At 61.6% G+C, this 19,824-nt stretch carries 27 protein-coding genes; 14 read left to right on the forward strand and 13 right to left on the reverse strand.

Features of this window, described 5'->3' with window-relative positions; translation table 11 throughout:
* Positions 1-39: 39 nt before the first annotated feature.
* The 6 genes from NKK52_RS05625 (at position 40) to msrA (ending at position 2,562) form a co-directional block, all read left to right on the forward strand.
* Positions 40-936 carry a glycosyl hydrolase 108 family protein gene (locus NKK52_RS05625; protein ID WP_023684350.1) on the forward strand — a complete coding sequence of 299 codons (897 nt, stop codon included), beginning with the start codon at positions 40-42 and terminating at the stop codon, positions 934-936.
* Positions 933-1,136 carry a Pam3-gp28 family putative phage holin gene (locus NKK52_RS05630; protein ID WP_023684349.1) on the forward strand — a complete coding sequence of 68 codons (204 nt, stop codon included), beginning with the start codon at positions 933-935 and terminating at the stop codon, positions 1,134-1,136. Before NKK52_RS05625 ends, NKK52_RS05630 begins: the two co-directional genes overlap by 4 nt.
* A gap of 96 nt (positions 1,137-1,232) precedes the next feature.
* Entirely contained in the window at positions 1,233-1,472 is a 240-nt protein-coding gene (locus NKK52_RS05635; RefSeq protein ID WP_023684348.1) for a hypothetical protein, read from the forward strand.
* Positions 1,457-1,648, forward strand: a complete 192-nt coding sequence (locus tag NKK52_RS05640) for a hypothetical protein (protein ID WP_023671459.1) — start codon at positions 1,457-1,459, stop codon at positions 1,646-1,648. Before NKK52_RS05635 ends, NKK52_RS05640 begins: the two co-directional genes overlap by 16 nt.
* Positions 1,649-1,651: 3 nt before the next feature.
* The gene (locus NKK52_RS05645) at positions 1,652-1,975 is read left to right on the forward strand and encodes a hypothetical protein (RefSeq protein ID WP_023684347.1); all 324 of its coding nucleotides are present in this window, start codon (positions 1,652-1,654) and stop codon (positions 1,973-1,975) included.
* 68 nt (positions 1,976-2,043) lie between these two features.
* Entirely contained in the window at positions 2,044-2,562 is a 519-nt protein-coding gene (msrA, locus tag NKK52_RS05650; RefSeq protein WP_023671461.1) for a peptide-methionine (S)-S-oxide reductase MsrA, read from the forward strand.
* A gap of 19 nt (positions 2,563-2,581) precedes the next feature.
* Here msrA and NKK52_RS05655 read toward each other — a convergent pair whose 3' ends face one another.
* Positions 2,582-3,427: a glycosyltransferase family 25 protein gene (locus NKK52_RS05655; RefSeq protein ID WP_050586903.1), complete on the reverse strand. Its 846-nt coding sequence runs from the start codon at positions 3,425-3,427 to the stop codon at positions 2,582-2,584.
* Between the two features lie 483 nt (positions 3,428-3,910).
* Here NKK52_RS05655 and NKK52_RS05660 point away from each other — a divergent pair, with 483 nt between their 5' ends.
* The gene (locus NKK52_RS05660; RefSeq protein WP_023808296.1) at positions 3,911-4,852 is read left to right on the forward strand and encodes a glycosyltransferase; all 942 of its coding nucleotides are present in this window, start codon (positions 3,911-3,913) and stop codon (positions 4,850-4,852) included.
* Positions 4,849-5,871 carry a lipopolysaccharide heptosyltransferase II gene (gene waaF, locus NKK52_RS05665; RefSeq protein ID WP_023684344.1) on the forward strand — a complete coding sequence of 341 codons (1,023 nt, stop codon included), beginning with the start codon at positions 4,849-4,851 and terminating at the stop codon, positions 5,869-5,871. The genes NKK52_RS05660 and waaF overlap by 4 nt, the downstream gene beginning before the upstream one ends.
* A gap of 70 nt (positions 5,872-5,941) precedes the next feature.
* Here waaF and NKK52_RS05670 read toward each other — a convergent pair whose 3' ends face one another.
* The 6 genes from NKK52_RS05670 to NKK52_RS05695 all read right to left on the reverse strand — a co-directional run bounded on the left by NKK52_RS05670 (position 5,942) and on the right by NKK52_RS05695 (position 8,737).
* Entirely contained in the window at positions 5,942-6,136 is a 195-nt protein-coding gene (locus NKK52_RS05670; RefSeq protein ID WP_023684343.1) for a hypothetical protein, read from the reverse strand.
* Positions 6,137-6,708: 572 nt separating this feature from the next.
* Complete coding sequence (locus NKK52_RS05675; RefSeq protein WP_023715175.1) at positions 6,709-7,179, reverse strand: GFA family protein; 471 nt, start codon at positions 7,177-7,179, stop codon at positions 6,709-6,711.
* 25 nt (positions 7,180-7,204) lie between these two features.
* Positions 7,205-7,339, reverse strand: a complete 135-nt coding sequence (locus NKK52_RS05680) for a hypothetical protein (RefSeq protein WP_023684341.1) — start codon at positions 7,337-7,339, stop codon at positions 7,205-7,207.
* A 1-nt stretch (position 7,340) separates the two neighbouring features.
* A complete protein-coding gene (locus NKK52_RS05685) occupies positions 7,341-7,634 on the reverse strand; it encodes a hypothetical protein (RefSeq protein WP_023684340.1) in 294 nt (97 codons plus the stop codon).
* 13 nt (positions 7,635-7,647) lie between these two features.
* Positions 7,648-7,815, reverse strand: a complete 168-nt coding sequence (locus NKK52_RS05690; RefSeq protein WP_023684339.1) for a Thivi_2564 family membrane protein — start codon at positions 7,813-7,815, stop codon at positions 7,648-7,650.
* A 595-nt stretch (positions 7,816-8,410) separates the two neighbouring features.
* Positions 8,411-8,737: a hypothetical protein gene (locus NKK52_RS05695; RefSeq protein ID WP_023715176.1), complete on the reverse strand. Its 327-nt coding sequence runs from the start codon at positions 8,735-8,737 to the stop codon at positions 8,411-8,413.
* A 274-nt stretch (positions 8,738-9,011) separates the two neighbouring features.
* Here NKK52_RS05695 and NKK52_RS05700 point away from each other — a divergent pair, with 274 nt between their 5' ends.
* On the forward strand, positions 9,012-9,248 hold the full coding sequence (locus NKK52_RS05700) for a hypothetical protein (protein WP_023684337.1): 237 nt from the start codon (positions 9,012-9,014) through the stop codon (positions 9,246-9,248).
* Between the two features lie 766 nt (positions 9,249-10,014).
* Positions 10,015-11,241 carry an anion transporter gene (locus NKK52_RS05705; RefSeq protein ID WP_023715177.1) on the forward strand — a complete coding sequence of 409 codons (1,227 nt, stop codon included), beginning with the start codon at positions 10,015-10,017 and terminating at the stop codon, positions 11,239-11,241.
* 92 nt (positions 11,242-11,333) lie between these two features.
* On the opposite strand, the gene NKK52_RS05710 is transcribed toward NKK52_RS05705, so the two are convergent.
* Positions 11,334-11,924: a TetR/AcrR family transcriptional regulator gene (locus tag NKK52_RS05710; protein WP_023684335.1), complete on the reverse strand. Its 591-nt coding sequence runs from the start codon at positions 11,922-11,924 to the stop codon at positions 11,334-11,336.
* Positions 11,925-12,005: 81 nt separating this feature from the next.
* Here NKK52_RS05710 and NKK52_RS05715 point away from each other — a divergent pair, with 81 nt between their 5' ends.
* Entirely contained in the window at positions 12,006-12,890 is an 885-nt protein-coding gene (locus NKK52_RS05715) for a crotonase/enoyl-CoA hydratase family protein (protein ID WP_023684334.1), read from the forward strand.
* Here NKK52_RS05715 and NKK52_RS05720 read toward each other — a convergent pair.
* The 5 genes from NKK52_RS05720 to NKK52_RS05740 form a co-directional block, all read right to left on the reverse strand.
* Positions 12,866-13,177, reverse strand: a complete 312-nt coding sequence (locus NKK52_RS05720) for a cupredoxin domain-containing protein (RefSeq protein ID WP_023684333.1) — start codon at positions 13,175-13,177, stop codon at positions 12,866-12,868. The two genes, NKK52_RS05715 and NKK52_RS05720, sit on opposite strands and share 25 nt — an antisense overlap.
* Before the next feature lie 10 nt (positions 13,178-13,187).
* On the reverse strand, positions 13,188-13,712 hold the full coding sequence (locus NKK52_RS05725) for a DUF4142 domain-containing protein (protein WP_023705691.1): 525 nt from the start codon (positions 13,710-13,712) through the stop codon (positions 13,188-13,190).
* Between the two features lie 115 nt (positions 13,713-13,827).
* Positions 13,828-14,496, reverse strand: coding sequence for an RNA polymerase sigma factor (locus NKK52_RS05730; RefSeq protein ID WP_050591998.1), 669 nt, complete (start codon positions 14,494-14,496; stop codon positions 13,828-13,830).
* A gap of 38 nt (positions 14,497-14,534) precedes the next feature.
* Complete coding sequence (locus NKK52_RS05735) at positions 14,535-15,689, reverse strand: HPP family protein (protein WP_023684330.1); 1,155 nt, start codon at positions 15,687-15,689, stop codon at positions 14,535-14,537.
* A 226-nt stretch (positions 15,690-15,915) separates the two neighbouring features.
* Positions 15,916-17,085 (reverse strand): cystathionine beta-lyase, encoded by a 1,170-nt coding sequence (locus NKK52_RS05740; protein ID WP_023684329.1) that lies wholly within the window; start codon positions 17,083-17,085, stop codon positions 15,916-15,918.
* Positions 17,086-17,263: 178 nt separating this feature from the next.
* Between NKK52_RS05740 and NKK52_RS05745 the strand changes: the two genes are divergently transcribed.
* From NKK52_RS05745 to NKK52_RS05755, 3 genes are all read left to right on the forward strand, one after another.
* Complete coding sequence (locus tag NKK52_RS05745; RefSeq protein ID WP_023684328.1) at positions 17,264-17,455, forward strand: hypothetical protein; 192 nt, start codon at positions 17,264-17,266, stop codon at positions 17,453-17,455.
* A gap of 89 nt (positions 17,456-17,544) precedes the next feature.
* Entirely contained in the window at positions 17,545-18,573 is a 1,029-nt protein-coding gene (locus NKK52_RS05750; protein ID WP_023684327.1) for an amino acid ABC transporter substrate-binding protein, read from the forward strand.
* A 62-nt stretch (positions 18,574-18,635) separates the two neighbouring features.
* Complete coding sequence (locus tag NKK52_RS05755; protein WP_023684326.1) at positions 18,636-19,823, forward strand: amino acid ABC transporter permease; 1,188 nt, start codon at positions 18,636-18,638, stop codon at positions 19,821-19,823.
* The last annotated feature ends 1 nt before the right edge of the window (position 19,824 follow it).

Below are 19,824 nucleotides of genomic sequence, written 5' to 3' on the forward strand. Positions count from 1 at the left end.
GCTGCCCCGGCAGTCCGCCACATTGTGCTGAAATCCATAGTGCAAGCCCGCATCATCGGCGGCGGCAAGATGCCGCAGGCCTATGGCATGCTCACCGGCAACCCGATCTATTTCGCCCGCTGGTTCGCTCCGGACGATCCCTCTCTCTACAGCGACGATCCTGATGCTGTGAACTTGGTCCGAGGGCTCGGGCTCGATCCGGCGGTAATCCTCGCCCCTAGCTCACAACCCCAAAAGAGGCACAAAATGAACCGCAACTTCGCGCGGGCGCTTGCGCTCGTCCTCAAATCGGAAGGCGGCTGGTCCGACAATCCGGCCGATCCCGGCGGCGCAACCATGAAGGGCGTGACGCTGGCCAATTTCCGCCGCTACGTGAAGGCGGATGCGACGAAGGACGACCTTCGCCATATCACGGATGCTCAGGTGGCCACGGTCTATCGCCGCTTCTATTGGGATGCCGCTGCGGGCGCCGAGCTTCCCGGCGGTGTCGACTATGCCGTCTTCGACTTCGCCGTGAACAGTGGGCCGGGCAGGGCGGCTAAATATCTGCAGGCGGCAGTTGGCACCGCACAGGACGGCAGGATCGGCCCGGCCACGCTCAAAGCTGTCGGCGCCAGGCCACTGGGCGCAGTCATCGACGATCTTTGCGATGCCCGCCTGGCATTCCTGCGGCGGCTGCCGACCTGGCCGGTTTTCGGCAAGGGTTGGAGCGATCGCATCCGGTCGGTCCGTTCCCAGGCGCTGTTGATGTCGGCACTACAGCCCGCGGCACCTTTGCCGGGCACCCCGCCCCAGCCATCAGCGCTCTCGCCGAAGCCCGGCAGTGCGATGCCGCCGGTGTCTACCGGCGGGCGCGTCAGCCCCGTCGAACGCCTGCCGTTCTGGCGTGCGCTGCTTCAAATCCTGAAATCGATTTTCGCAAGGAGTTCGACATGATCGCCGTCTTCATCCGCATCGGCTTGCGTTACGGCGCCGGTGTTCTGGTCGCGCGTGGCCTGCTCGGCGCCGACGACGCGGCGGCATTTTCTTCCGACCCCGACATTCAAGCTGGTCTGGAGATCGCCGCCGGTCTCGCCATCGCCTGGGTCACCGAGACCTGGCACTGGCTGGCCCGCAAATCCGGCTGGGAGCACTGACATGGAAGGGTTTCAACAACTGCTCATCGCCTATCTCGAAGCCGCGAAACCCTATGCTATCGGCTTTGCCGCCGGGCTTGTCGCCGGGTGGCTGCTGTGAGCGCGCTCCTCGCCGTCCTGCTTGGCAACAAAGCGCTGCTGGGCTTCCTGGCATCGGTCATCGCCGCCCTTTGCTGGGGCGCTCACCAGCGGCTGGCCGGCGCCAGGGCCGAGCGCGGCAAACTGGCGGCCGCTGAGGCCGCGGCGCGCGCGGTCGCTGAGCAGGTGCAGAACGACGTCGGCGCATTGCCGGCGGACGCTGTTCGAAAGGAGCTGAAATCATGGGCAAGGGACTGATGCTTGCGCTGCTTGTGGCGCTTGCCGGGTGCACGACTGCTTCGGGCGGCTTCTGCGCGATTTCAAGCCCGCTGCGCCTGTCGGCCGAAGCCGTCGACGTCCTGTCGGACGCCGAGGCGAGAGCGCTCCTGGCGCACAACCGCAAGGGACAAAAGCTCTGCGGATGGAGGCCTTAGCCGATGCACGACCTCTTCGACATACTCGGCATCAAGGGGCCGGTCGTCGCCGCCGGGCTAGCCGGCGGCGTGCTGCGAGCACTGTCGCGCCATCGCTACAAGCTGCGCGAGATGATTGCCTCGCCGATCTGCGGGGCGCTGGCGGCTGCGTATCTGACGCTGCCTGCCGACGCCTGGTTCAGGGCAACCGGCATGCCTATCCCCGATCCGGCCGACGATACCACGACGCTCGCCGCCGCCTTTTTGATCGGCGTCTCGGCCATGTGGATTTCCGACATCGTCTTCGAGGTCATCGTGCGGCGGTTCGGCTCGGCCGGCAACGAGTGATGCACTTGAGATGCTGGAAGAAGCCAGCGACAATGCCTACCTAAGGAGCAATCCAATGGAGGTATGATATGGCGACGTCCACCGAACGTGCAGTCCTTGCCGGCGGCTGTTTCTGGGGCATGCAGGATTTGATCCGGCGCTATCCCGGCGTGATCTCTACCCGCGTCGGCTATAGCGGTGGCGATGTGCCCAACGCCACGTATCGCAACCACGGCAGCCATGCCGAAGCCATCGAGATCGTTTTCGATCCGGCCAGGATCAGCTTTCGCACATTGCTCGAATCCTTTTTCCAGATCCACGATCCGACCACCAGGAACCGCCAGGGCAACGATGTCGGAATGAGCTATCGCTCGGCGATCTTCTACACCAGCGACGAGCAGAAGCGCGTCGCCGAAGACACCATCGCCGATGTCGATGCCTCTGGACTGTGGCCGGGCAAGGTCGTCACCGAGCTTGCGCCGGTGGGCGATTTCTGGGAGGCGGAGCCAGAGCATCAGGACTATCTCGAGAAATACCCCAACGGCTATACCTGCCACTTTGTCAGGCCGGGCTGGAAGCTTCCGGTCCGCGAAAAGGCTGTTTCGTAACGCAGCCGCTATCGTCTGCTTATCTGGCGGTCGAACTATTCTTCCGCGCGATCGGTATGCCGGCCGCCTTGTTGAAGTGGCCGTGCTCGGGCTGCCCATAGATGAACGCGCCGTGGACGGGTTTGCCGTCGACCTCAGAGCCTGAGAACGCGACGGCCTCGATCTTCTTTGTTCCGGTCAGGCTCTGGTTTCGAAGATAGGCGAAGGTTCGCACCGCTTCTCCGACAATTCGATCGAGAAACGGTTTTGGCCGCCTCCCGGGCCGTCGCACGAGGCTTGGAAGGCGCTCTCGTCCCGAAACAAAATGGTGCTGTGCGCAAAGCGCCGGCATGATCTGATAGATTCGGTTGACCGAGCAGGTCATGAATCCTGGGTGAAAAAGAACGAAGTCGACCTCTCCTCTCAGATGCATGGTCCTGCGCAGCAATCTTTGCGCTGCCGATCTGGAGATGACATAGCCTGCGGCGCCCGCGTGCAGGCCATAAAGTCTGGCAAGCGAAAACCCATCATCGAGAGCGACTTCCTTGCGTCCGACCCTCACTTTGGCAAAATGCGTTTCCAGCTTGATCACATCGGCATCGCGCGGCACCCATCGATCGGAAGCAAGCAGCGAGCCGGCGCCCGCGCCGAAAACGACGTCGTCCTCGAAAACCGCGCCATATTGATCCGCGCCGTTCGCAACGATCTCCCAACACGAGCGGTGGCTCAGGAAACAGCAAACCTCAGCAGCGCTTAGCGGGCTTTTGGCGACAGAGCAGCAATCGGGGCAATCGATGGCGGAGACACGCTCAAATGGTACTCCGATCCGGCCGAACTCGGACGCGACATGCGCCAGCCGATCGCGAGAACGATCAAGATTGATCACCAGACACCTCATCAGCGCCCCCTTGTCCGGTGATCAGTGAATATCACGTTCCCGTGATTGCACAAAATTTGCTTACGTGCGGGGCAGTGGGTAGCGGCGTACGGTGCCGCCGGTTGGTTTTGGAGGTTGGGTGGACATTGACGGCGTCCCCCGCGTGGCGCGAGCCTTTACCGTGCGCGCCTAGACGAGTCGCCCTAGAAGCCGAAGAATTGCCGACCGATCATGTATCCGAGCGCGACGACCACAAGGGGAAACAGGGCGGGCGTCAGCCCACCAAGAGCGGAGGTCTTTGGCTGTTGCCTGGAGATGGTCCTGGGTGCATTGCCGAGATTCTTGGTCATCCGGTATAGTAGCAAGCGCTGATTAACGATTCCGTAACCCGATCGAGGCCGCCGCGGCTTTTTGCGTTTCTGGCGCGACCTTGACAATGCCCAGCCCGTGACGCAACTGGGCCGTCTTTGAGAGCATTGTGAGGCAAGGTCAATGCGGGTGACGCTCGTTTTGAAGGGCGTAATACCCTGCCGAGGTTACGGTGGGATTCAGCGTCAGGTCGAATGGCTGGCCACGGAGATGGTTCGTCTCGGACACGAAGTCGTGGTGATCGCTGGCCCTGGCTCCAGCCACCCGCTCTTCGAAGTCCGGCACGCTTCGACCGATGCCGAATGCCGGGCAGCCATTCCGCGCGACACGCAAATCGTCCACACCCATAGTTGGCCCGTCGAGGTGCCATTTCCAACGCTGAATACGCAGCGCGGCTTTATGCCGGACCAGCCCATGCCAGTTGCGAACTGGAGCTTTATCAGCGCCAATCATGCCCGCCAGCATGGGCGCGAGACATTCGTCTACAATGGCTTTCCGGTGGACGCCTATCGTTTGTCGGCTGCAAAGGGCGACCGCCTGCTATTTCTCGCCGGCATTGCACGATCAAGCAAAGGCCTCAACCGCGCCGTCGATCTCGCCAAAAAATTCGATTTCGGTCTCGATATCGCCGGTGGCTCGCGTTGGAAACTGCTGGGCCGAAGTCAGACCCGCCGCGAAGGGTTGTTTTTCAAGAGCCTTGGCAGGCGATACCGTTTCCACGGAATCGTTGACGGCGAGCCGAAGCTTCGCCTTCTCGGCGAAGCGCGAGCCTTCCTCAACCCCATCGCCTGGGAGGAGCCGTTCGGCAACGCACCGGTCGAAGCCATGTTGTGCGGCACTCCGGTGCTGACGACGACGCGAGGCGCATTGCCCGAGACGGTCGATGCCGACAGCGGGCGCTTCTTTGAGACCGATGAAGAATTTGCGGCCGCTTTCGAGGCCGTCGCCGACCTTACGCCTCAGCAATGCCGCGAATCGGCCGCGACGAGATTTCCCATCCAAAAAGCGGCGCGCGGCTATCTGGATCTCTATGCCCGCATCCTTGACGGCGAAGCGCTTCCTTGACGACCGGCGATCCAATCCTCTTCGTCGGCTTCCCCGCGGTCGGCGACTTCGTCCGTTGCCATTCTGCCATCCAGATCATCGCTGCGCGATTTCCTGATCGCCCCATAGATGTCGTCACCTCGCCTGTCGCAGCGCCGCTGGCGCGCCTGATGCCGCATGTCAGGAAGGGCTGGGCGCTTGCCAAGCGTCATCAGCGCCCCGGTTTTGGCGAGCGCAGCCGCCTGGTTGGCGAGTTGCGCAAGGAAAATTACCGTACGGCCTATCTGATGACCAGCAGCACCAAGGCGGCGCTGATGGCGTTCATGGCCGGAATAGAGGAGCGCATCGGCTATCCGCAGGAGTTGCAATTCGGCCTCCTCAATCGCTTCCCCGCCGGCTGGTTGGCGCATCTATGGGCCTTCGGACCCCGCAAGACGCGGCTCTTCGAGGAGGTCTGCTCGATTGCCTCGCTTGGCGAAAAGCCGGCTGCGGGCGCAGAGTGGCCGGCGCCCCGGCTTGTGGTCGATCCGGCCGAGTTGGACGATTGGCGCCAGCACAAGAAGATCGATGCCGGCCGACCGGCCCTGGCGCTCTATACTGCCGACATTGAGAATTTCCGCTCATGGCCCGTCGAGCGCTTCATTTCGATCGCCAGAGACCATCATGATCGCGGCTGGGCAATCTGGATTGTAGGCGGACCGCGCGAGCACGCCGGTGCCGCAAAAATCCGCGCCGCCATTCCTGAGGCAATCGACTTCACCTCGACCCCGTCGATTGCTGACGCGATGTGCCAGATCGCTGCGTCGACCATGTTCCTCGGGGTTGATGGCGGGATTTCCCACGCCGCCGCTGCCCTGAACGTCCCATGCGCGCTTATCTACGGGCTGAATCGCCCCTATGTGCATGGGCCCGTAAACAACCATGTTCGCTTTATCGAACCACCGCTTTCGACGCCCAGCTGGGTCAAGGACACGCGGGGCATCAGCGAAACTCGGGTGAGGGAGGCTCTGGCTGACATCTCAGCCGGTATCGCCAACTGACCAATGGTCTCGCCGGCCCCAGGCGTCTGGTTAAAAACGCCCCGTGGGGGCAACCGTCGCCGCGTTTCGGTTACCCCATGGCCCTGCGGCTTTCGGGCTCGTGATTGCCGACCCAATGTGCACGGATGCGGTCGCTGGCTTCAAGGTAGGCCATGTCGATGAGATAAGTCAGAAGCTTCTCGCCGTCGGCTTCGGCTTTTTGCCTAAGCTCCCGCAGAATCCCTTGCGCGAACTGCAGGTTCTCCATTTTGCTCGGCTGGTCCATCGGTGCTCCCCCAACGTCTGCGTATGAACTTTGCGCTGGCTATGCTTGCATGAAGATTGCCGTGAAGTGGATATTGCACGTGCGGACCGCGATCCTGCGAAGGCGCTGGCTGCATGAAAGCCGCCCCATCCGGCTTCAAGATTCGCTACACTATGTGACGGAAAGAAAATAAACAAAGCGTTCTTTTGTACAAGACAGGAAGATTCCTTCAGTTCACACCACGAGATACTTGGACAGCATAGTTGACGTAACGATATTGCGTGGCCTTAGGCTCTCGTTTCGAAACAAAACGTAGCATCGTTGCAACCACAAGACGAATTCCAGCTGACCGGGGCCGCTCCGTAGTCAATCGCCGGTTACAAACGGCACCGGGTCTCAGCGCAGGGCTTTGGCCAACCCATCGTTCCACGGCAGCGCAGGCCGGATGATCTACCGCCCGCCTTGGCTTGACGCCAAGGCGGGCTTTTTGCGTTTGGCTTCTACCGGGTGAAATGTTGTCGGACCCGGTCCTGTCGGCATCGGGCGGTTTCGAGAATGAATTTCCTGCCTGCCGGCTTTCTGCGCCGCTCGCGCTAGGCCGACTTGCGTTGCGGCAAGCTAGACGGCGTCTCGACACCGTCAGAAATCGGTTCGGCTGTCCGGTTTGTCGGCTCGTCATCGACCCGGTCGTGCTCGAATTGCCGGGCGGCAGGCAAGGGTTGCAACCAGTGCTCACGGCGATTGACCCAGAGTTCATAGCTGGGCTCCAGCCCTTCGGTGGGCACCTCATCGAGGCTGCCAATCGTCACTTCCACCTCATTCTCACGAACCAAAGGGACCCGGCCGCCGCAGGTGGGACAAAAACTTCTGTCGCCGTAGCTATTGACGATACCCGTCGTTTCGAACGCCTCGAGCGGCCACACTGCAAACGCCGAAAAAGCCGACCCGCTAGCCTTGCGGCAGTCCTTGCAATGGCAAAGGCCAATCCGAAAGGGATCTCCCGTCACCGAAAACTGGATGCCGCCGCACAGGCAGCTGCCGCTCCGCCTTGTATCATTGGGCATGACCGCTCCTCCATCTGGTTGGGCATCACACCGCTACATCTTGCAGCGCCATGCGCACAATCAATTCACGCGCGGCGCAACGGTTCCATGTCGCCTCGCGCAATGCATTGTCTGGACCCGGCAGCGCCATGGCGACGACCGCCGCAAGGCTGCTGGACATGTCAGTTCGGGAAATCGAATACCGGTTCCCGGCACCAATAGACACGGCACTGGCCATCACGTGTCGGAACGGAGGCAGCGACCGGCACCTCCGGCCAGTCGCACTCGTTGCCGTATTGGCGGACATAGCGATCGTAAGTATTCCGGCCGGTCGTCAACACCGCCGAGTGATGGCTCTGGATCAGGCGCTGCGTTTCCTCGCAGGTCATCGAACGCGTGTTGGGTCGGGCGTAGGCCGTGCTTGTCGCGACAAACAACGCCGTTAAGATGATCCCTGCGATTGCTTGTGATGTCATGGCGATCCATATCCTAAAATATTGCCAGGTATTTCAACAGCGAAATAATGCCGATAATGATGACAACGATCTGCGCGATCTGCCTCGTGCGGCCATCGAGCGGCAGACGCTGGACGAGATAGAGCACCAGGATGATCACCAGGAAAGTGATCAGAATGCCGATAAGTACCGATGAAGCCATGTCCCTCACTCCGTCTGGCTACGTCTGAGAAGAGTACGCAGCGGCAAACGCTCTGGCCATAGATTGGTTCCTGTCGATGCGAAGCCGCCGGCGCAACGTAAAGGCTGCGAAACAGCGTTCCGCGGCCTTTGAAGCTGAACGCCGATCAGGGCCTGTTTGCCGCACGGTTGTCGTTTACCGTCGGCGACACCGTTTCCAGGCGACTTGTTGCTGGCGTCAGGCGAGCTAACGGGAGAACCGCCTCGGGTTGACGGGGTTCCGACAAAAACGGCCTGAGTTGCGCTTCGTTGTCGACATTTGCGCGAGCCCTGAGATCCGGCGCCGCCCGGCGGGTGATCGCTTTTTCGCAGGAGAACAATTGCCGTCCCAAGGGGACGACGGGAACCGAAACCTCGCACGTGCATCTCAGCTACCGCGGAACGGGCAAATCGAGCAGGTGGGGAATTTGGGGTAGGGGAATACGTCATCCAAACATGCGGGGATTGGAATCCCTGGAATTTGGGGAACAAGGCGTTGTCTGGACGCTCAAGGCGCCGCTGCGCTCGGTCCAAATCTCTCTCGCGGATTTTTGTCGATTGAAAGAGCGGGTCGCGCCTTAGGACAATCCCAGCAGGGGAGCGGGTTGGCCGCCTGTGGTGTCGGAATTGCCGATGCCAGGCAGTTCGTGCTTATCGTCGGCAAGCGAAGTCAATCTCCCCGCCTCGACGGAGGTCAGTCCGTCCAACTCCATCACCGCGCCGTAGAGTTGGGCCGTCTGCATCACAAGCCGCTCGACGTCTTCAAGGGCGACGTTCTCGTCCAGGTTACGCAATCGTATGTCCTCGGCAACCACCGCAATATTGACCATTCCGCGCGAGCGCAGCGCGCCCAGGACCCGTGAATTGAGATCCTCCCGTAGCCGAGCCGAATATCCGTAGCGCATGGAAACCTTCCTTTCAGGAGCCGGTTGTCCCGTCGTGATCAAGATGCGCTAACGACCTTCAGATGGCAAGAAGAATATAAAATATTCTCAACTAAATCAAATAGTTAGAAGACTACACTGGTTGTGCTATCGGCGTATCTCCCTCATCGTTGGTCTTGTATGTGAGTCACCCATCAGCCTCTCTTGACGCGCTGCACGGGGACCCCTAGCTATACTGCAATTGAGGCACATACTAACTCACCATATTTTTTGGTCTTGACGGTTGGAGGCGCGAATGGCCGACCTGGAACGACCCGAGCGACTGCAGATCATGCTGACAGCCGAGGAATTGGCTGCCTTGGAAAACTGGCGCTTCGAAAAGCGCATGCCAAGCCGGTCCGCGGCAGTGCGGGAACTGCTGCGGCGCGGCCTGGATGCGGATGGATTCCTGACTGCGGGACAAGGAACTAAGTCTCAGGACTTTGGAATTCTGGGCAGCAGTGTGACTGGCGACGGCCAGTCGGGCGAGTAATTCGACGGCGGTTAGCCAACAATCGCTTTTTCTGGAAGTGCCGCTACCAATTTATTGCGGTGGCGGAAACGCAAAGCGGGTCGGCTCTCGGCAGGGTACTGGTCTCAGCAGGGTACTCTTGGCGTATGGTTGCAAAGCCCGCTCCGGTTCGCCGGAGCGGGCTTTTTGCGTTTTCCCAACAGGAAATAGTCGCGATCGCTTCAGACACGCTCAAGGTTCTCTTCGCACTCCATGCACGCGACGCTGTGACCGGGGCAACTGAGCCGGTGTGTTCCTCCGGGGCAGCAATGGCCGTTCGAGCTCGCCCACCGGGCACAGACAAACACCTTGCGGGTTCCGTGGCATTGTGGACATTCCATCGGGCGGGCCAGCAGAGCCTCGTTTTCCGAGACACGGCATTCCCTCTCAAGAACCTGGACCATCTGAAACCCCAAGGCCGAAATATGGCTAAGCTATCCATACCCGGAAAGCCTAAATTAGAATTTAATTACATAAGCCGCGAGCCTCCCGAGGGGGAAGTTTCGCGGATGGCAATCTCAGGCCACCGGCAGTCCGCCGCGCGTGTCTCATTCCCAATTTCGGCCGTCTCAAGATCAAGCTCCGGTTGCTCCCGGCATCGGTCGACCCGCGATTTTGCCCACCGATTTTCGCATTCGGATCGTTATAGGCTTTCGCTTTGCTGGAGCGGCGTTAAAGCTGCCCGGCAAATGCCTGAGCGGGAACAGTCCGTTCCTGCGTCGGTTCGTTTGGACAAGGATGTCTGCCAATGACATTGATGGGCGCAGCGGCACTTTTGATCCTTGTCCTGACTTATGCCGGCGTCGCAATCGGGCGTATTCCAGGCCTCCGTCTCGACCGGGCAGGGATCGCCTTGCTGGGGGGTGCGGCGATGATCGCCATCGGCGCACTCAGTATGGAAGATGCCTATCGCGCCATCAATTTCGACACCATTACGCTGCTGCTCGGGATGATGATCGTGGTGGCGCATCTGAAGGTGTCCGGCGCCTTCCGGGCGCTTGGCGCCTACGCTATCGAGCATGCGCACGCGCCTTTCGTGCTGCTGGTGATGGTGACGCTGTTGACCGGCGTGTTGTCGGCGTTCCTGGTCAACGACGCCATCTGCCTGGTCATGGCGCCGATCGTCGTCCACGTCACCCGTGTTATCAATCGCAATCCCATTCCCTATCTGATCGCCACCGCCACCGCGTCCAACTGCGGCAGCGTCGCTACCATCACCGGCAACCCGCAGAACATGGTCATCGGCGCGCTGTCGGGAATTTCCTACCCAGCCTTTTCGGCCGCCCTGGCGCCGGTTGCCCTCTTCGGCTTCGTCGCGGTCATCGTCATCGTGCGCATCGTCTACCGCGCCGAATTCGCCCGCACCGCCGATCTCAACCCGGAAGTCTATCGCGGCCGCATGCTGCCGGGACAGGTGCTGAAGGCGGTGGTTGTCTGCATCGGCCTGGCCATCGCCTTCTTCGCCGGCGTTCCGGTTGCCAAGGCAGCGCTCATCGGCGGCGCCATCCTGTTGCTCACCCGCGCCATCAAGCCGGCGCGCATCTACCGCGAGATCGACGGTCCGCTGCTGTTCATGTTCGCCGGCCTGTTCATCGTTGTCGCCGGCGCCGAAAAGACGCTGCTGACGCCCGACATCATCGCCTCGGCCAAGAACCTCGGGCTGGACGACGTCTGGCGTCTATCGGGCTTCACCGCGGTGCTCTCCAACATCATGAGCAATGTTCCGGCCGTGCTGGCGCTGCGGCCATTCATACCCGGCCTTGAGAACCCCGGGCGTGCCTGGCTGGTGGTGGCGATGAGCTCGACGCTGGCCGGCAACTTCACCTTGCTTGGCTCGGTCGCCAACCTGATCGTCGCCGAACAGGCGCGGGCGGCCGGCACGCAGCTGTCCTTCTCAGCCTTCTTCAAGGTCGGCCTGCCACTGACGCTGCTGACCCTTGCCGTCGGCACGGCATGGCTGGCGGCTGGATTCTAGAGCAACTCCACGAAAAGTGTGAAGTGGTTCTCCGTCCGGAATTGCGTCAAAGAGATAGCGTGTTTCGCCGTCTCCATTAAACGGTGAACGCTCTAGCGGATAGTCGCCGATCCTGACCTTGCTCGAACCAGCGTTGCAGCGGCATGTCCGGCGGCCTCGACATAGTCGGGGTTGCGGTGGATCAGCATGATCGAGAACGCGCCGTCCATTAAAAGCACGATTTCGCGCGCCAGGGTCTGCGGCTCGTCGACGCCGTGGCCTGTGAGTTCGCCAGCCAGCCAGGTCTCGAAATTCTGCTTATGCCGCGCCCCCGCTTTAACGGCCGGGTGTCCGGGCATGGAAGCGAGTTCGGCTGCCGTGCGCAGAAAGCCGCAGCCTCTCCATTTCGGGTGCTTCGCCACGCGCGCCAGATTGGTGAAAATCGCCTCGACCTTGCGCTCGACATCGCCTTCGGCCGTCTCGAACCAGCCGGCCATCTGCTTGAGGTTCGGCTGGTCGCGACCGTCGAGATAGGCCGCGATCAAATCGTCCTTGCTCTTGAAATGATAGTAGAGCGTGCGCTTGGTCAGCCCGGCTTTTTCCGCCACTGCATCGACGCTGACGCGGCCGATCCCCTCGGCATAGAACAGCTTCGTTGCGGCATCGACAATGCGTTTGCGGGTAGGGGTTGGTGCTTCGCTCATACGCAAGTATACCGACTAGTGAATATACATACAACCGAAAGCCTGATCCTCTCCGTCGACAAACACAGGGAAGGAAAAGACATGACCGAGCTTGTGCTCACCGGGGCCCGCAACGGGATCGCCATCCTCACACTTAATCGGCCGGAGAAGCTCAACGCCTTGAACTATGCGCTGATTGATCGCCTGCTTGCGCTCCTCGATGCCGCCGAGACCGACGATGCCATCCGCGCCGTCATCCTCACTGGAGCAGGAGAGCGCGCCTTCTCCGCCGGCGGCGACATCCATGAATTCTCAGGCAGCGTGGACATCGGCGTCGACGTTGCCCTGCGCGACTTCGTCATGCGCGGACAGCGCCTGACCGCAAGGCTGGAGGCGTTCCGCAAGCCCGTCATCGCCGCCGTCAACGGCATCGCCTTCGGCGGCGGCTGCGAGATCACCGAAGCCGTGCCGCTCGCTATCGCCAGCGACCGCGCCTTGTTCGCCAAGCCTGAGATCAACCTTGCAATGCCGCCTGCTTTCGGCGGCACGCAGCGGCTTCCGAGGCTGGCAGGGCGCAAGCGGGCGCTCGAGCTGCTGTTGACCGGCGATTGGTTCCCGCCGCCGCGCGCCCTCGAACTCGGCCTCGTCAATCAGGTGGTGCCGCATGAGGAGCTGATGCCCGCCGCAATTGATCTCGCCCGGCGCATGACCAGGCATTCTCCTGCAGCAATTGCCTCGATCCTCACAGCAGTGGCGCGCGGCCTGAACCAGAGCATCGCGGATGGCTTGGCTGTCGAGGCCGAGCAGTTCGCCCGCATGGCTCCGACCGCTGATCTGCGCGAAGGGCTGGATGCCTGGATCGCACGCCGCCAGCCGGGCTGTCACGGCTCGTGGACGCACATCACCCGGCCGGATGAAGCCAGGCGAGCCTCAACGCAGCAGGACGGGCTTGCGGACCGGGATCAAGGCGCCGTCACGGCCACATGACCTTTCATGTTGGGGTGGAAGCGGCAGAAATATTCGACCGCTTCCGCCTTCCGCAGGGTCAGGCTCGCTGTTGCCTTCGGCGGGATCATCACTTCCCAGCCACCCTTGACGGTAGCCGTATGTGCGAACACGTCCTTGTTCACCCACTTGATCGTGTCGCCGACCTTCGCGTCGACGGTGGCCGGCGAAAAGACAAGTTTGTTGATGGTGACCTGGATGGTTTCGGCCTGCACGGGTGAGGTCCCGAAGACCAGCGCCAGTGCAATCCACAGCTGCCGTTTCGACATGGCCTGGTCCTTACTTCAGCATACCTGCAACATGCTCGGCGTGCTGTTCATGGCCCTGGAAAATCTTCAGGCCGGTCTCCAGCAGGCTCTTCAACTCGGTATTACTGGCCGATGGGATCAAAAGGGTTTCAAGCGCGCCGTCGACCTGTTTGTGGTAGGCGATCTCGTTGTCGACATAGGCTTTGTCAAAGGCTGCGCCGTCGAGTTTGGCGAGCTTCGCCCGCTCCTCGGCCGCAGCCTTGGTCAGCGCCTGGCTGGTTGCGTTGTCTTCCGGCGTCACCTTCAGCTTCTTTACCAGTTCCAGTGCCTGCGCGTTGACCGCTTCGTGGTCGCGCACCATGTCGTTGGCGAAATCCACGACCTCCTTGGTCTTCGATTTCTTGATCGCCTGCTTGGCGGCTTCCACATCGATGACGCCTGCCGTGTAGGCGATGTGGGCGATCTGCGGGTCCGTCGGCTTGTCGGCGGCTTGTGCGAGCGGGGCAGCGCCAAGCAGCAGCAAGGCAGCGAGGGCGGCGGTGTGTCGGGTAACCATGGCATCTCCTTCGCCCGGACGCGGGATCGCGCCGGGCCGTGTTTTTCAGTTGACGGTCATTGGATGCGCAGCGGCGGCAAACGTTCCCGGGGAAATCGGCCAAATCAGCCGATGATCAGCTCTCCAGGCCGAGCCGCTGCATGACGGCGCTGGTCAGCCTGTCGCAGCGCCGGCCGGCAAACGGGAAGGCGTCGAGCAGCACCGGCCCGATCTGGTCGTCGAGTGCCTTGCGTACCAGGGCGCGGGCGCGGTGTAGCCTTGTCTTGACGGTTTCCGGCCGCACGCCAAGCAGCTCGGCGGTCTCCTCGATACTGAGCCCCTCGATAACCCGCGCCACGAACACCGTCCGATAAACATCGGGTAGGCTGTCGGTCGCCCGTTCCACCAACTCGAGGATCTGCCGCTGCGCCATCGTCCGCTCCGGATCGTCGCTGGGATTGAGGGGGAACTGGATGATTTCGGCTTGCGGGTTTTCCGCCACCGTCCGCCGCCTTTTGCGCAGACGACCGAGCGCCTCGTTGATGACGATGCGCGACAGCCAGGTGGCCAATGAGGACTCCCCGCGAAAGGCATCGAGATGGGCAAAGGCTCTGACATAGGCCTCCTGGACGATGTCCTCGGCTTCGGCATCGTTGCGCACCACCCCGCGAGCGATGCGATAGAGCCGCTGATTATGGGTCTTCATGATGATGCAGAAGGCGTTGCCTTCGCGTGCCAGCGCGCGGCGCACGAGAAGCATCTCGCTTGAAGCAGCCGTGGGCATTGGTAAAGACATAGCAGGCATGGCCAGTTCCTCGATCCAATCCCCGTCCGAAACCTCGATCAAGACATTGGATGACATCGCCGGCAAAAGGTTCCCGGCCATTTTCGCCCGGCTCCGACGGCGCCTAGAAATACTGCTTCCGCCAGCGGCTTGTCAGCAGCCTGCACTCGCGCCGTGGCCGCAAGCAGGTCGGTCTGCGTGATCAGGCCAAGGATGCGGCTGTCCCCGTCCAAGATGATGACTGCATGGGTGCGGCCGTCGGTGAGCACCGGTAGCAGGGCCATGGCGGGCGTACCGGCGGCGGCGGTCGACGCTGTCGAGGTAACGCTTCCGACGGCTTCGTCGGCTCGCGCCAATTCCCTTAATCCAACGGTGCCGACCAGCCTGGCGTCCTTGTCTACAACCGGCAGCGTGCGGATATTGTGGTCGAGCAGCAGATGACGCGCCCGATCGGCGGACGCGTGTTCATCGACCGAAATCACGTCGCACGACATGATGTCCTCGCACAACATGGTTCGGTGTGCGCGCATCGTCGCTTGCAGTTCGACCTGTCGCAGCAGTTGTTCGAGATCGTTGCGGTCGATGTCGAAGGTCTCGTCGAGCGCAGCCAGCGCGGCATCGATGTCCTCGGCCCGGAAGCCGATGCGCTCCTGAGCCGGCGGATCGCTGGTTCCGTGCGTGCTTTTCGGGGCAGGGGCCGGCACATGCGGGTAGCTGCGTCGCGACAGCCTGTGGAAAGCATAGCCGAGCGCGACCAGCATCATGGAGTTCAGCGCCACCGGCACGAACGGAAACAGGAAGCCGGCACCGATCACGGCCGGCCCGCCGAGCACGGCGGTCAGTGCGGCGGCTCCGCCCGGCGGATGCAGGCAGCGCGAGAACGACATGGCGGCGATCGCCATCGCCACGGCAATGCCCGTGGCGAGAACGGGCTGATGGACGAAATGGGCCACGATCACGCCGACCAGCGCCGATATTGTATTGCCGCCGATGATCGACCATGGCTGCGCCAGCGGGCTTGCAGGCACCGCGAACAGCAGCACCGCCGACGCCCCCATCGGCGCCACCAGCAGCGGCACATGCGGGCCATTGCCAAGCACCAGCGCGCCGATCGCGCCGGTCAGCGCAATGCCGATCATCGCCCCGATGCAGGCGATGAGGCGCTCGCGCAGCGTCGCGCCGGCGAGAATGGGGACAAAGAGACGAAAGGCCATGGCAAGCTCAGTCCGGCTGGAATTGTGCGCGCAGCGCCTGCAATGGCGTTGGCCCGACGATTTTGAAAGTCAAACCGATCCGAAAAAGCGCGCGTTGGGGAAATAACATTGCGCTTGGTTGACCGATGAGCGGCTTTGCGAGGTCGATCGCCCTACGAAAGCCGCTCGCCAATCCTTTCAACGGGTTAAGCCGGCTAGCGGAATCAGCTTGGCAAGTTTGCTGGTGTCATGCCGCAGCGGCCGCTTCCAGCCCGCGCAGGATATCGGCCTTGAGGTCCTCGACATCCTCGAGCCCGATCTGCAGCCGGATCAGCGGGCCGTCATAGGGGCCCTTGGCGACGGTACGGTCGCCGAGGAAGACCGGCACGGCAAGGCTCTCATAGCCGCCCCAGGAATAGCCGAGACCGAAGATTTTCAACGCATCGAGGAAGGCATGCTGCTGTCTCTGGCCGCCGCCTTTGAGCACGATGGAAAAGATGCCGCTCGAGCCGGAAAAATCACGCTTCCACACCGCGTGGTCGGGGTGGCTGGGGAGCGCCGGGTGCAGCACGCGGGCCACGCCGGGCTGGCCTTCAAGCCAGACGGCAATGGCAAGCGCGCTCTTTTGATGGTGATCCAGCCGAACGCCCATCGTGCGCAGGCCGCGCAGGACTTGGTAGACGTCGTCGGGGCCGGCGCAGCAGCCCATCGTGTAGAACGTCTCGCAAAGCTGCTTCCAGCAGTTGGCATTGGCAGACACTGTGCCCAGCAGCACATCCGAATGCCCGGCCGGATATTTCGTCGCCGCATGGATCGAGATATCGACGCCGTGGTCGAGCGGACGGAAATAGAGCGGCGTTGCCCAGGTATTGTCCATCATGACGATGGCGCCCGTTTCATGCGCCGCCTTGGCGATCGCCGGAACGTCCTGCACCTCGAAGGTGTTGGAGGCCGGTGATTCCGTAAACACGACTTTGGTGTTCGGCTTGATCAAGCTGGCGATGCCGGCGCCGGCATGCGGATCGTAATACTCGACCTCGACACCCAGCCGCTTCAGCATCGTGTCGGCGAAATTGCGGGTCGGATGGTAGACGGAATCGACAATCAGGATGTGATCGCCTGCCGAGAGAAACGCCAGCAACGGGACGGTCACCGCCGCCAGGCCCGACGGCACGATTATTGTGCCGGCGGAGCCTTCCAGCGCGTCGATCGCATGCGCCAACGCATCGGTGGTCGGCGTGCCGCGTGTGCCATAGGTGTATTTCTGGCTGCGCGCCGCCATCACCGACGCATTGGGATAGAGCACGGTCGAGGCATGCACGATCGGCGGATTGACGAAGCCGAAATAGTCGTGCGGATTGTTGCCCGAATGGGCAAGCCGCGTGTTGATACCCATTTCGTTGCCGTCAGTCGCCATTGCTCTTCGCCTTGTGGTGAAAGCGCTAGCCATAGAGCGGCGGCATTGGCCGTGCAACAGCGGGCGCCCGCCAGGCGGTGCCCTTTGCATAGGCCAATTCCCCCATGAATAGTCTGGAATGCGTGGCGATCCAGAGCCGCGGATTTCATGAGTGGATGTGGATTAGCGTCGACGGACTTTGCCGGTTTTATTTGCGGGGCTTGCTGCTTTCCTGATGCTGTTGTCTGCAATTCAGGCATTTGCGGCAATTGGTTTTCAAAGCTGTCGTGAAACGGTCATTTCCCTTGACCTCACAGAGATAATCGCCTTCGATGCAGTTCGTGAATGGGAGGGGCCGGGCGTCGGTTACGACGCGGGGTTCCGGGAATGAGCCGGATGGGAGCCGGGTTCACGCGGGAAAAGATCAGGATTTGCCTGAGGATCAGGGTTTACCTGAAAACAGAAAAGGGTCTGTGGGTTATGAAACACATTGCAATTGGCATTCTCGGCGCCGCTGCGCTTGGATGGATGGCTTCGGCCGCGTCGGCGAGCACGCTCGACGACGTCAAGGCGAAAGGCTTCATCCAGTGCGGTACCAACACAGGTCTTGCCGGCTTCGCTGCGCCTGACGACAAGGGTGAATGGAAAGGCATCGATGTGGATTTCTGCCGCGCGGTCGCGGCCGCCGTCTTCGGCGACGGCACCAAGGTCAAGTTCACGCCGCTCAGCGCCAAGGAGCGCTTCACCGCACTGCAGTCGGGCGAAGTCGACATCCTGTCGCGCAACACCACCTGGACCATCAATCGCGATACGGCACTTGGCCTGAACTTCGTCGGCGTCACCTATTATGACGGCCAGGGCTTCATGATCAACGCCAAGAAGCTGCCGGGCGTCAATTCGGCGCTGCAGCTTTCGGGTGCGGCAGTCTGCGTGCAGAGCGGCACCACGACCGAGCTCAACCTCGCCGACTACTTCAAGGCGAACAAGATGGAGTACAACCCGGTCGTCTTCGAAAAGCTTGAAGAGGTCAACGCCGCCTACGACGCGGGCCGTTGCGATGTCTACACCACCGACCAGTCGGGTCTCTACGGCATCCGCCTGACGCTCAGCGCGCCGGCAGACCATGTCGTGTTGCCCGAGATCATCTCCAAGGAACCGCTCGGCCCGGCCGTGCGCCAGGGGGACGACCAGTGGTACCACATTGTCAAGTGGACCTATTTCGCGCTGCTGCAGGCAGAGGAACTGGGCATCACCCAGGCCAATGTCGACGAGATGAAGACCTCGGACAACCCGGAGATCAAGCGCGTGCTCGGCCAGGAACCCGAAACCAAGATCGGCACCGATCTCGGCGTTAGCAATGACTGGGTCGTCAACATCGTCAAGGCAGTCGGCAATTACGGTGAGATGTTCGAGCGCAATGTCGGCACCGGCAGCCCGCTGAAGATCGCGCGCGGCATCAATGCGCTGTGGACCAAGGGCGGCCTGCAATACGCGCCACCGATCCGCTGATCGAAATGCGATCCGGAAGGCAGATTGTCTGCCTTCCGGTTTCTCTTTGCAGGGGATGGGCAATGGCGTCGCAGGAAGTCCTACGCGAGGAGCCGAGCCGCGGTTCCTTCATCAACGATCCAAAAGTCCGTGGAGTTGTCTTCCAGGCGGTGGTTGTCGTCTTGCTGGTGGCGAGCGTCTGGTGGATTGTCCACAACGTCATCGACAATCTGCAGCGCCTGCACATTTCTTCCGGGTTCGGCTACCTGAAAAGCCGTGCCGGCTTCGATATCTCAGTCAGCGCCATCCCCTACAACTCGGACGATACCTATGGCAAAGCCATTGTCGTCGGGCTGATCAACACCCTCATCGTCGCCGTTGCCGGCATCATCACCGCAACCATCATCGGCTTCATCGTCGGCATCGGCCGCTTGTCGCACAACTGGCTGATCCGCAAGATCTGCACGGTCTATGTCGAGATTTTCCGCAACATCCCGCCGCTGCTGGTGATCTTCTTCTGGTATTCGGGCGTGCTGGCGGTCTTGCCCGTGGTGCGTGAAAGCATCAACCTGCCATTCGGCTCGTTTCTCAACCAGCGCGGCTTCTATCTTCCTCGTGCAATCTGGGGTGATGGCTCCTGGCTGATCTTTGTCGCCTTGCTTGTCGGCATCGCCATGGCATGGTTCGTCGCCCGCACGGCGCGCCAGCGGCAGATGGCGACCGGTCAGCAGTTTCCCGTATTCTGGACGTCCCTGGCGCTGATCGTCGGCCTGCCGATTCTGGCCTATGCGCTGAGCGGCTTTCCCCTGACCTTCGATTTTCCGAAGCAATCGACCTTCAACCTGGCCGGCGGTTTCCACATCGGGCCGGAATTCCTGTCGCTCTATCTGGCGCTGTCCTGCTACACAGCCTCCTTCATCGCCGAGATCGTGCGTGCCGGCATTCTCGGCGTCTCGAAGGGCCAGTCGGAAGCGGCTGGCGCTCTGGGGCTGCGGCCGGGATCGATCCTGCGGCTAGTCGTCGTGCCGCAAGCCATGCGCATCGTCATCCCGCCGCTGACCAGCCAGTATTTGAACCTGACCAAGAACTCGTCGCTGGCCATCGCTATTGCTTACCCGGACCTGACGGCGACCGCCGGCACAGTGCTCAACCAGACGGGGCAGGCGGTCGAAAACGTGCTGATCATGATGGTCGTCTATCTCGTCATCAGCCTGGTGACGTCGGCGGTCATGAATGTGGTCAACGCCAGGATGGCGCTGGTGGAGAGGTAAG

Source organism: Mesorhizobium sp. C277A, from assembly GCF_040324395.1.
Classification (GTDB): domain Bacteria; phylum Pseudomonadota; class Alphaproteobacteria; order Rhizobiales; family Rhizobiaceae; genus Mesorhizobium.

Bases quoted from the DNA above. Each gene is read 5' to 3' on its own strand.
- NKK52_RS05630 (WP_023684349.1), top strand. From the start codon at position 933: ATGATCGCCGTCTTCATCCGCATCGGCTTGCGTTACGGCGCCGGTGTT.
- NKK52_RS05640 (WP_023671459.1), top strand. From the start codon at position 1,457: ATGGGCAAGGGACTGATGCTTGCGCTGCTTGTGGCGCTTGCCGGGTGC.
- NKK52_RS05645 (WP_023684347.1), top strand. From the start codon at position 1,652: ATGCACGACCTCTTCGACATACTCGGCATCAAGGGGCCGGTCGTCGCC.
- msrA (WP_023671461.1), top strand. From the start codon at position 2,044: ATGGCGACGTCCACCGAACGTGCAGTCCTTGCCGGCGGCTGTTTCTGG.
- NKK52_RS05660 (WP_023808296.1), top strand. From the start codon at position 3,911: ATGCGGGTGACGCTCGTTTTGAAGGGCGTAATACCCTGCCGAGGTTAC.
- NKK52_RS05670 (WP_023684343.1), bottom strand. From the start codon at position 6,136: ATGGACCAGCCGAGCAAAATGGAGAACCTGCAGTTCGCGCAAGGGATT.
- NKK52_RS05675 (WP_023715175.1), bottom strand. From the start codon at position 7,179: ATGCCCAATGATACAAGGCGGAGCGGCAGCTGCCTGTGCGGCGGCATC.
- NKK52_RS05680 (WP_023684341.1), bottom strand. From the start codon at position 7,339: ATGTCCAGCAGCCTTGCGGCGGTCGTCGCCATGGCGCTGCCGGGTCCA.
- NKK52_RS05685 (WP_023684340.1), bottom strand. From the start codon at position 7,634: ATGACATCACAAGCAATCGCAGGGATCATCTTAACGGCGTTGTTTGTC.
- NKK52_RS05690 (WP_023684339.1), bottom strand. From the start codon at position 7,815: ATGGCTTCATCGGTACTTATCGGCATTCTGATCACTTTCCTGGTGATC.
- NKK52_RS05695 (WP_023715176.1), bottom strand. From the start codon at position 8,737: ATGCGCTACGGATATTCGGCTCGGCTACGGGAGGATCTCAATTCACGG.
- NKK52_RS05700 (WP_023684337.1), top strand. From the start codon at position 9,012: ATGGCCGACCTGGAACGACCCGAGCGACTGCAGATCATGCTGACAGCC.
- NKK52_RS05705 (WP_023715177.1), top strand. From the start codon at position 10,015: ATGACATTGATGGGCGCAGCGGCACTTTTGATCCTTGTCCTGACTTAT.
- NKK52_RS05710 (WP_023684335.1), bottom strand. From the start codon at position 11,924: ATGAGCGAAGCACCAACCCCTACCCGCAAACGCATTGTCGATGCCGCA.
- NKK52_RS05715 (WP_023684334.1), top strand. From the start codon at position 12,006: ATGACCGAGCTTGTGCTCACCGGGGCCCGCAACGGGATCGCCATCCTC.
- NKK52_RS05720 (WP_023684333.1), bottom strand. From the start codon at position 13,177: ATGTCGAAACGGCAGCTGTGGATTGCACTGGCGCTGGTCTTCGGGACC.
- NKK52_RS05725 (WP_023705691.1), bottom strand. From the start codon at position 13,712: ATGGTTACCCGACACACCGCCGCCCTCGCTGCCTTGCTGCTGCTTGGC.
- NKK52_RS05730 (WP_050591998.1), bottom strand. From the start codon at position 14,496: ATGCCTGCTATGTCTTTACCAATGCCCACGGCTGCTTCAAGCGAGATG.
- NKK52_RS05735 (WP_023684330.1), bottom strand. From the start codon at position 15,689: ATGGCCTTTCGTCTCTTTGTCCCCATTCTCGCCGGCGCGACGCTGCGC.
- NKK52_RS05740 (WP_023684329.1), bottom strand. From the start codon at position 17,085: ATGGCGACTGACGGCAACGAAATGGGTATCAACACGCGGCTTGCCCAT.
- NKK52_RS05750 (WP_023684327.1), top strand. From the start codon at position 17,545: ATGAAACACATTGCAATTGGCATTCTCGGCGCCGCTGCGCTTGGATGG.
- NKK52_RS05755 (WP_023684326.1), top strand. From the start codon at position 18,636: ATGGCGTCGCAGGAAGTCCTACGCGAGGAGCCGAGCCGCGGTTCCTTC.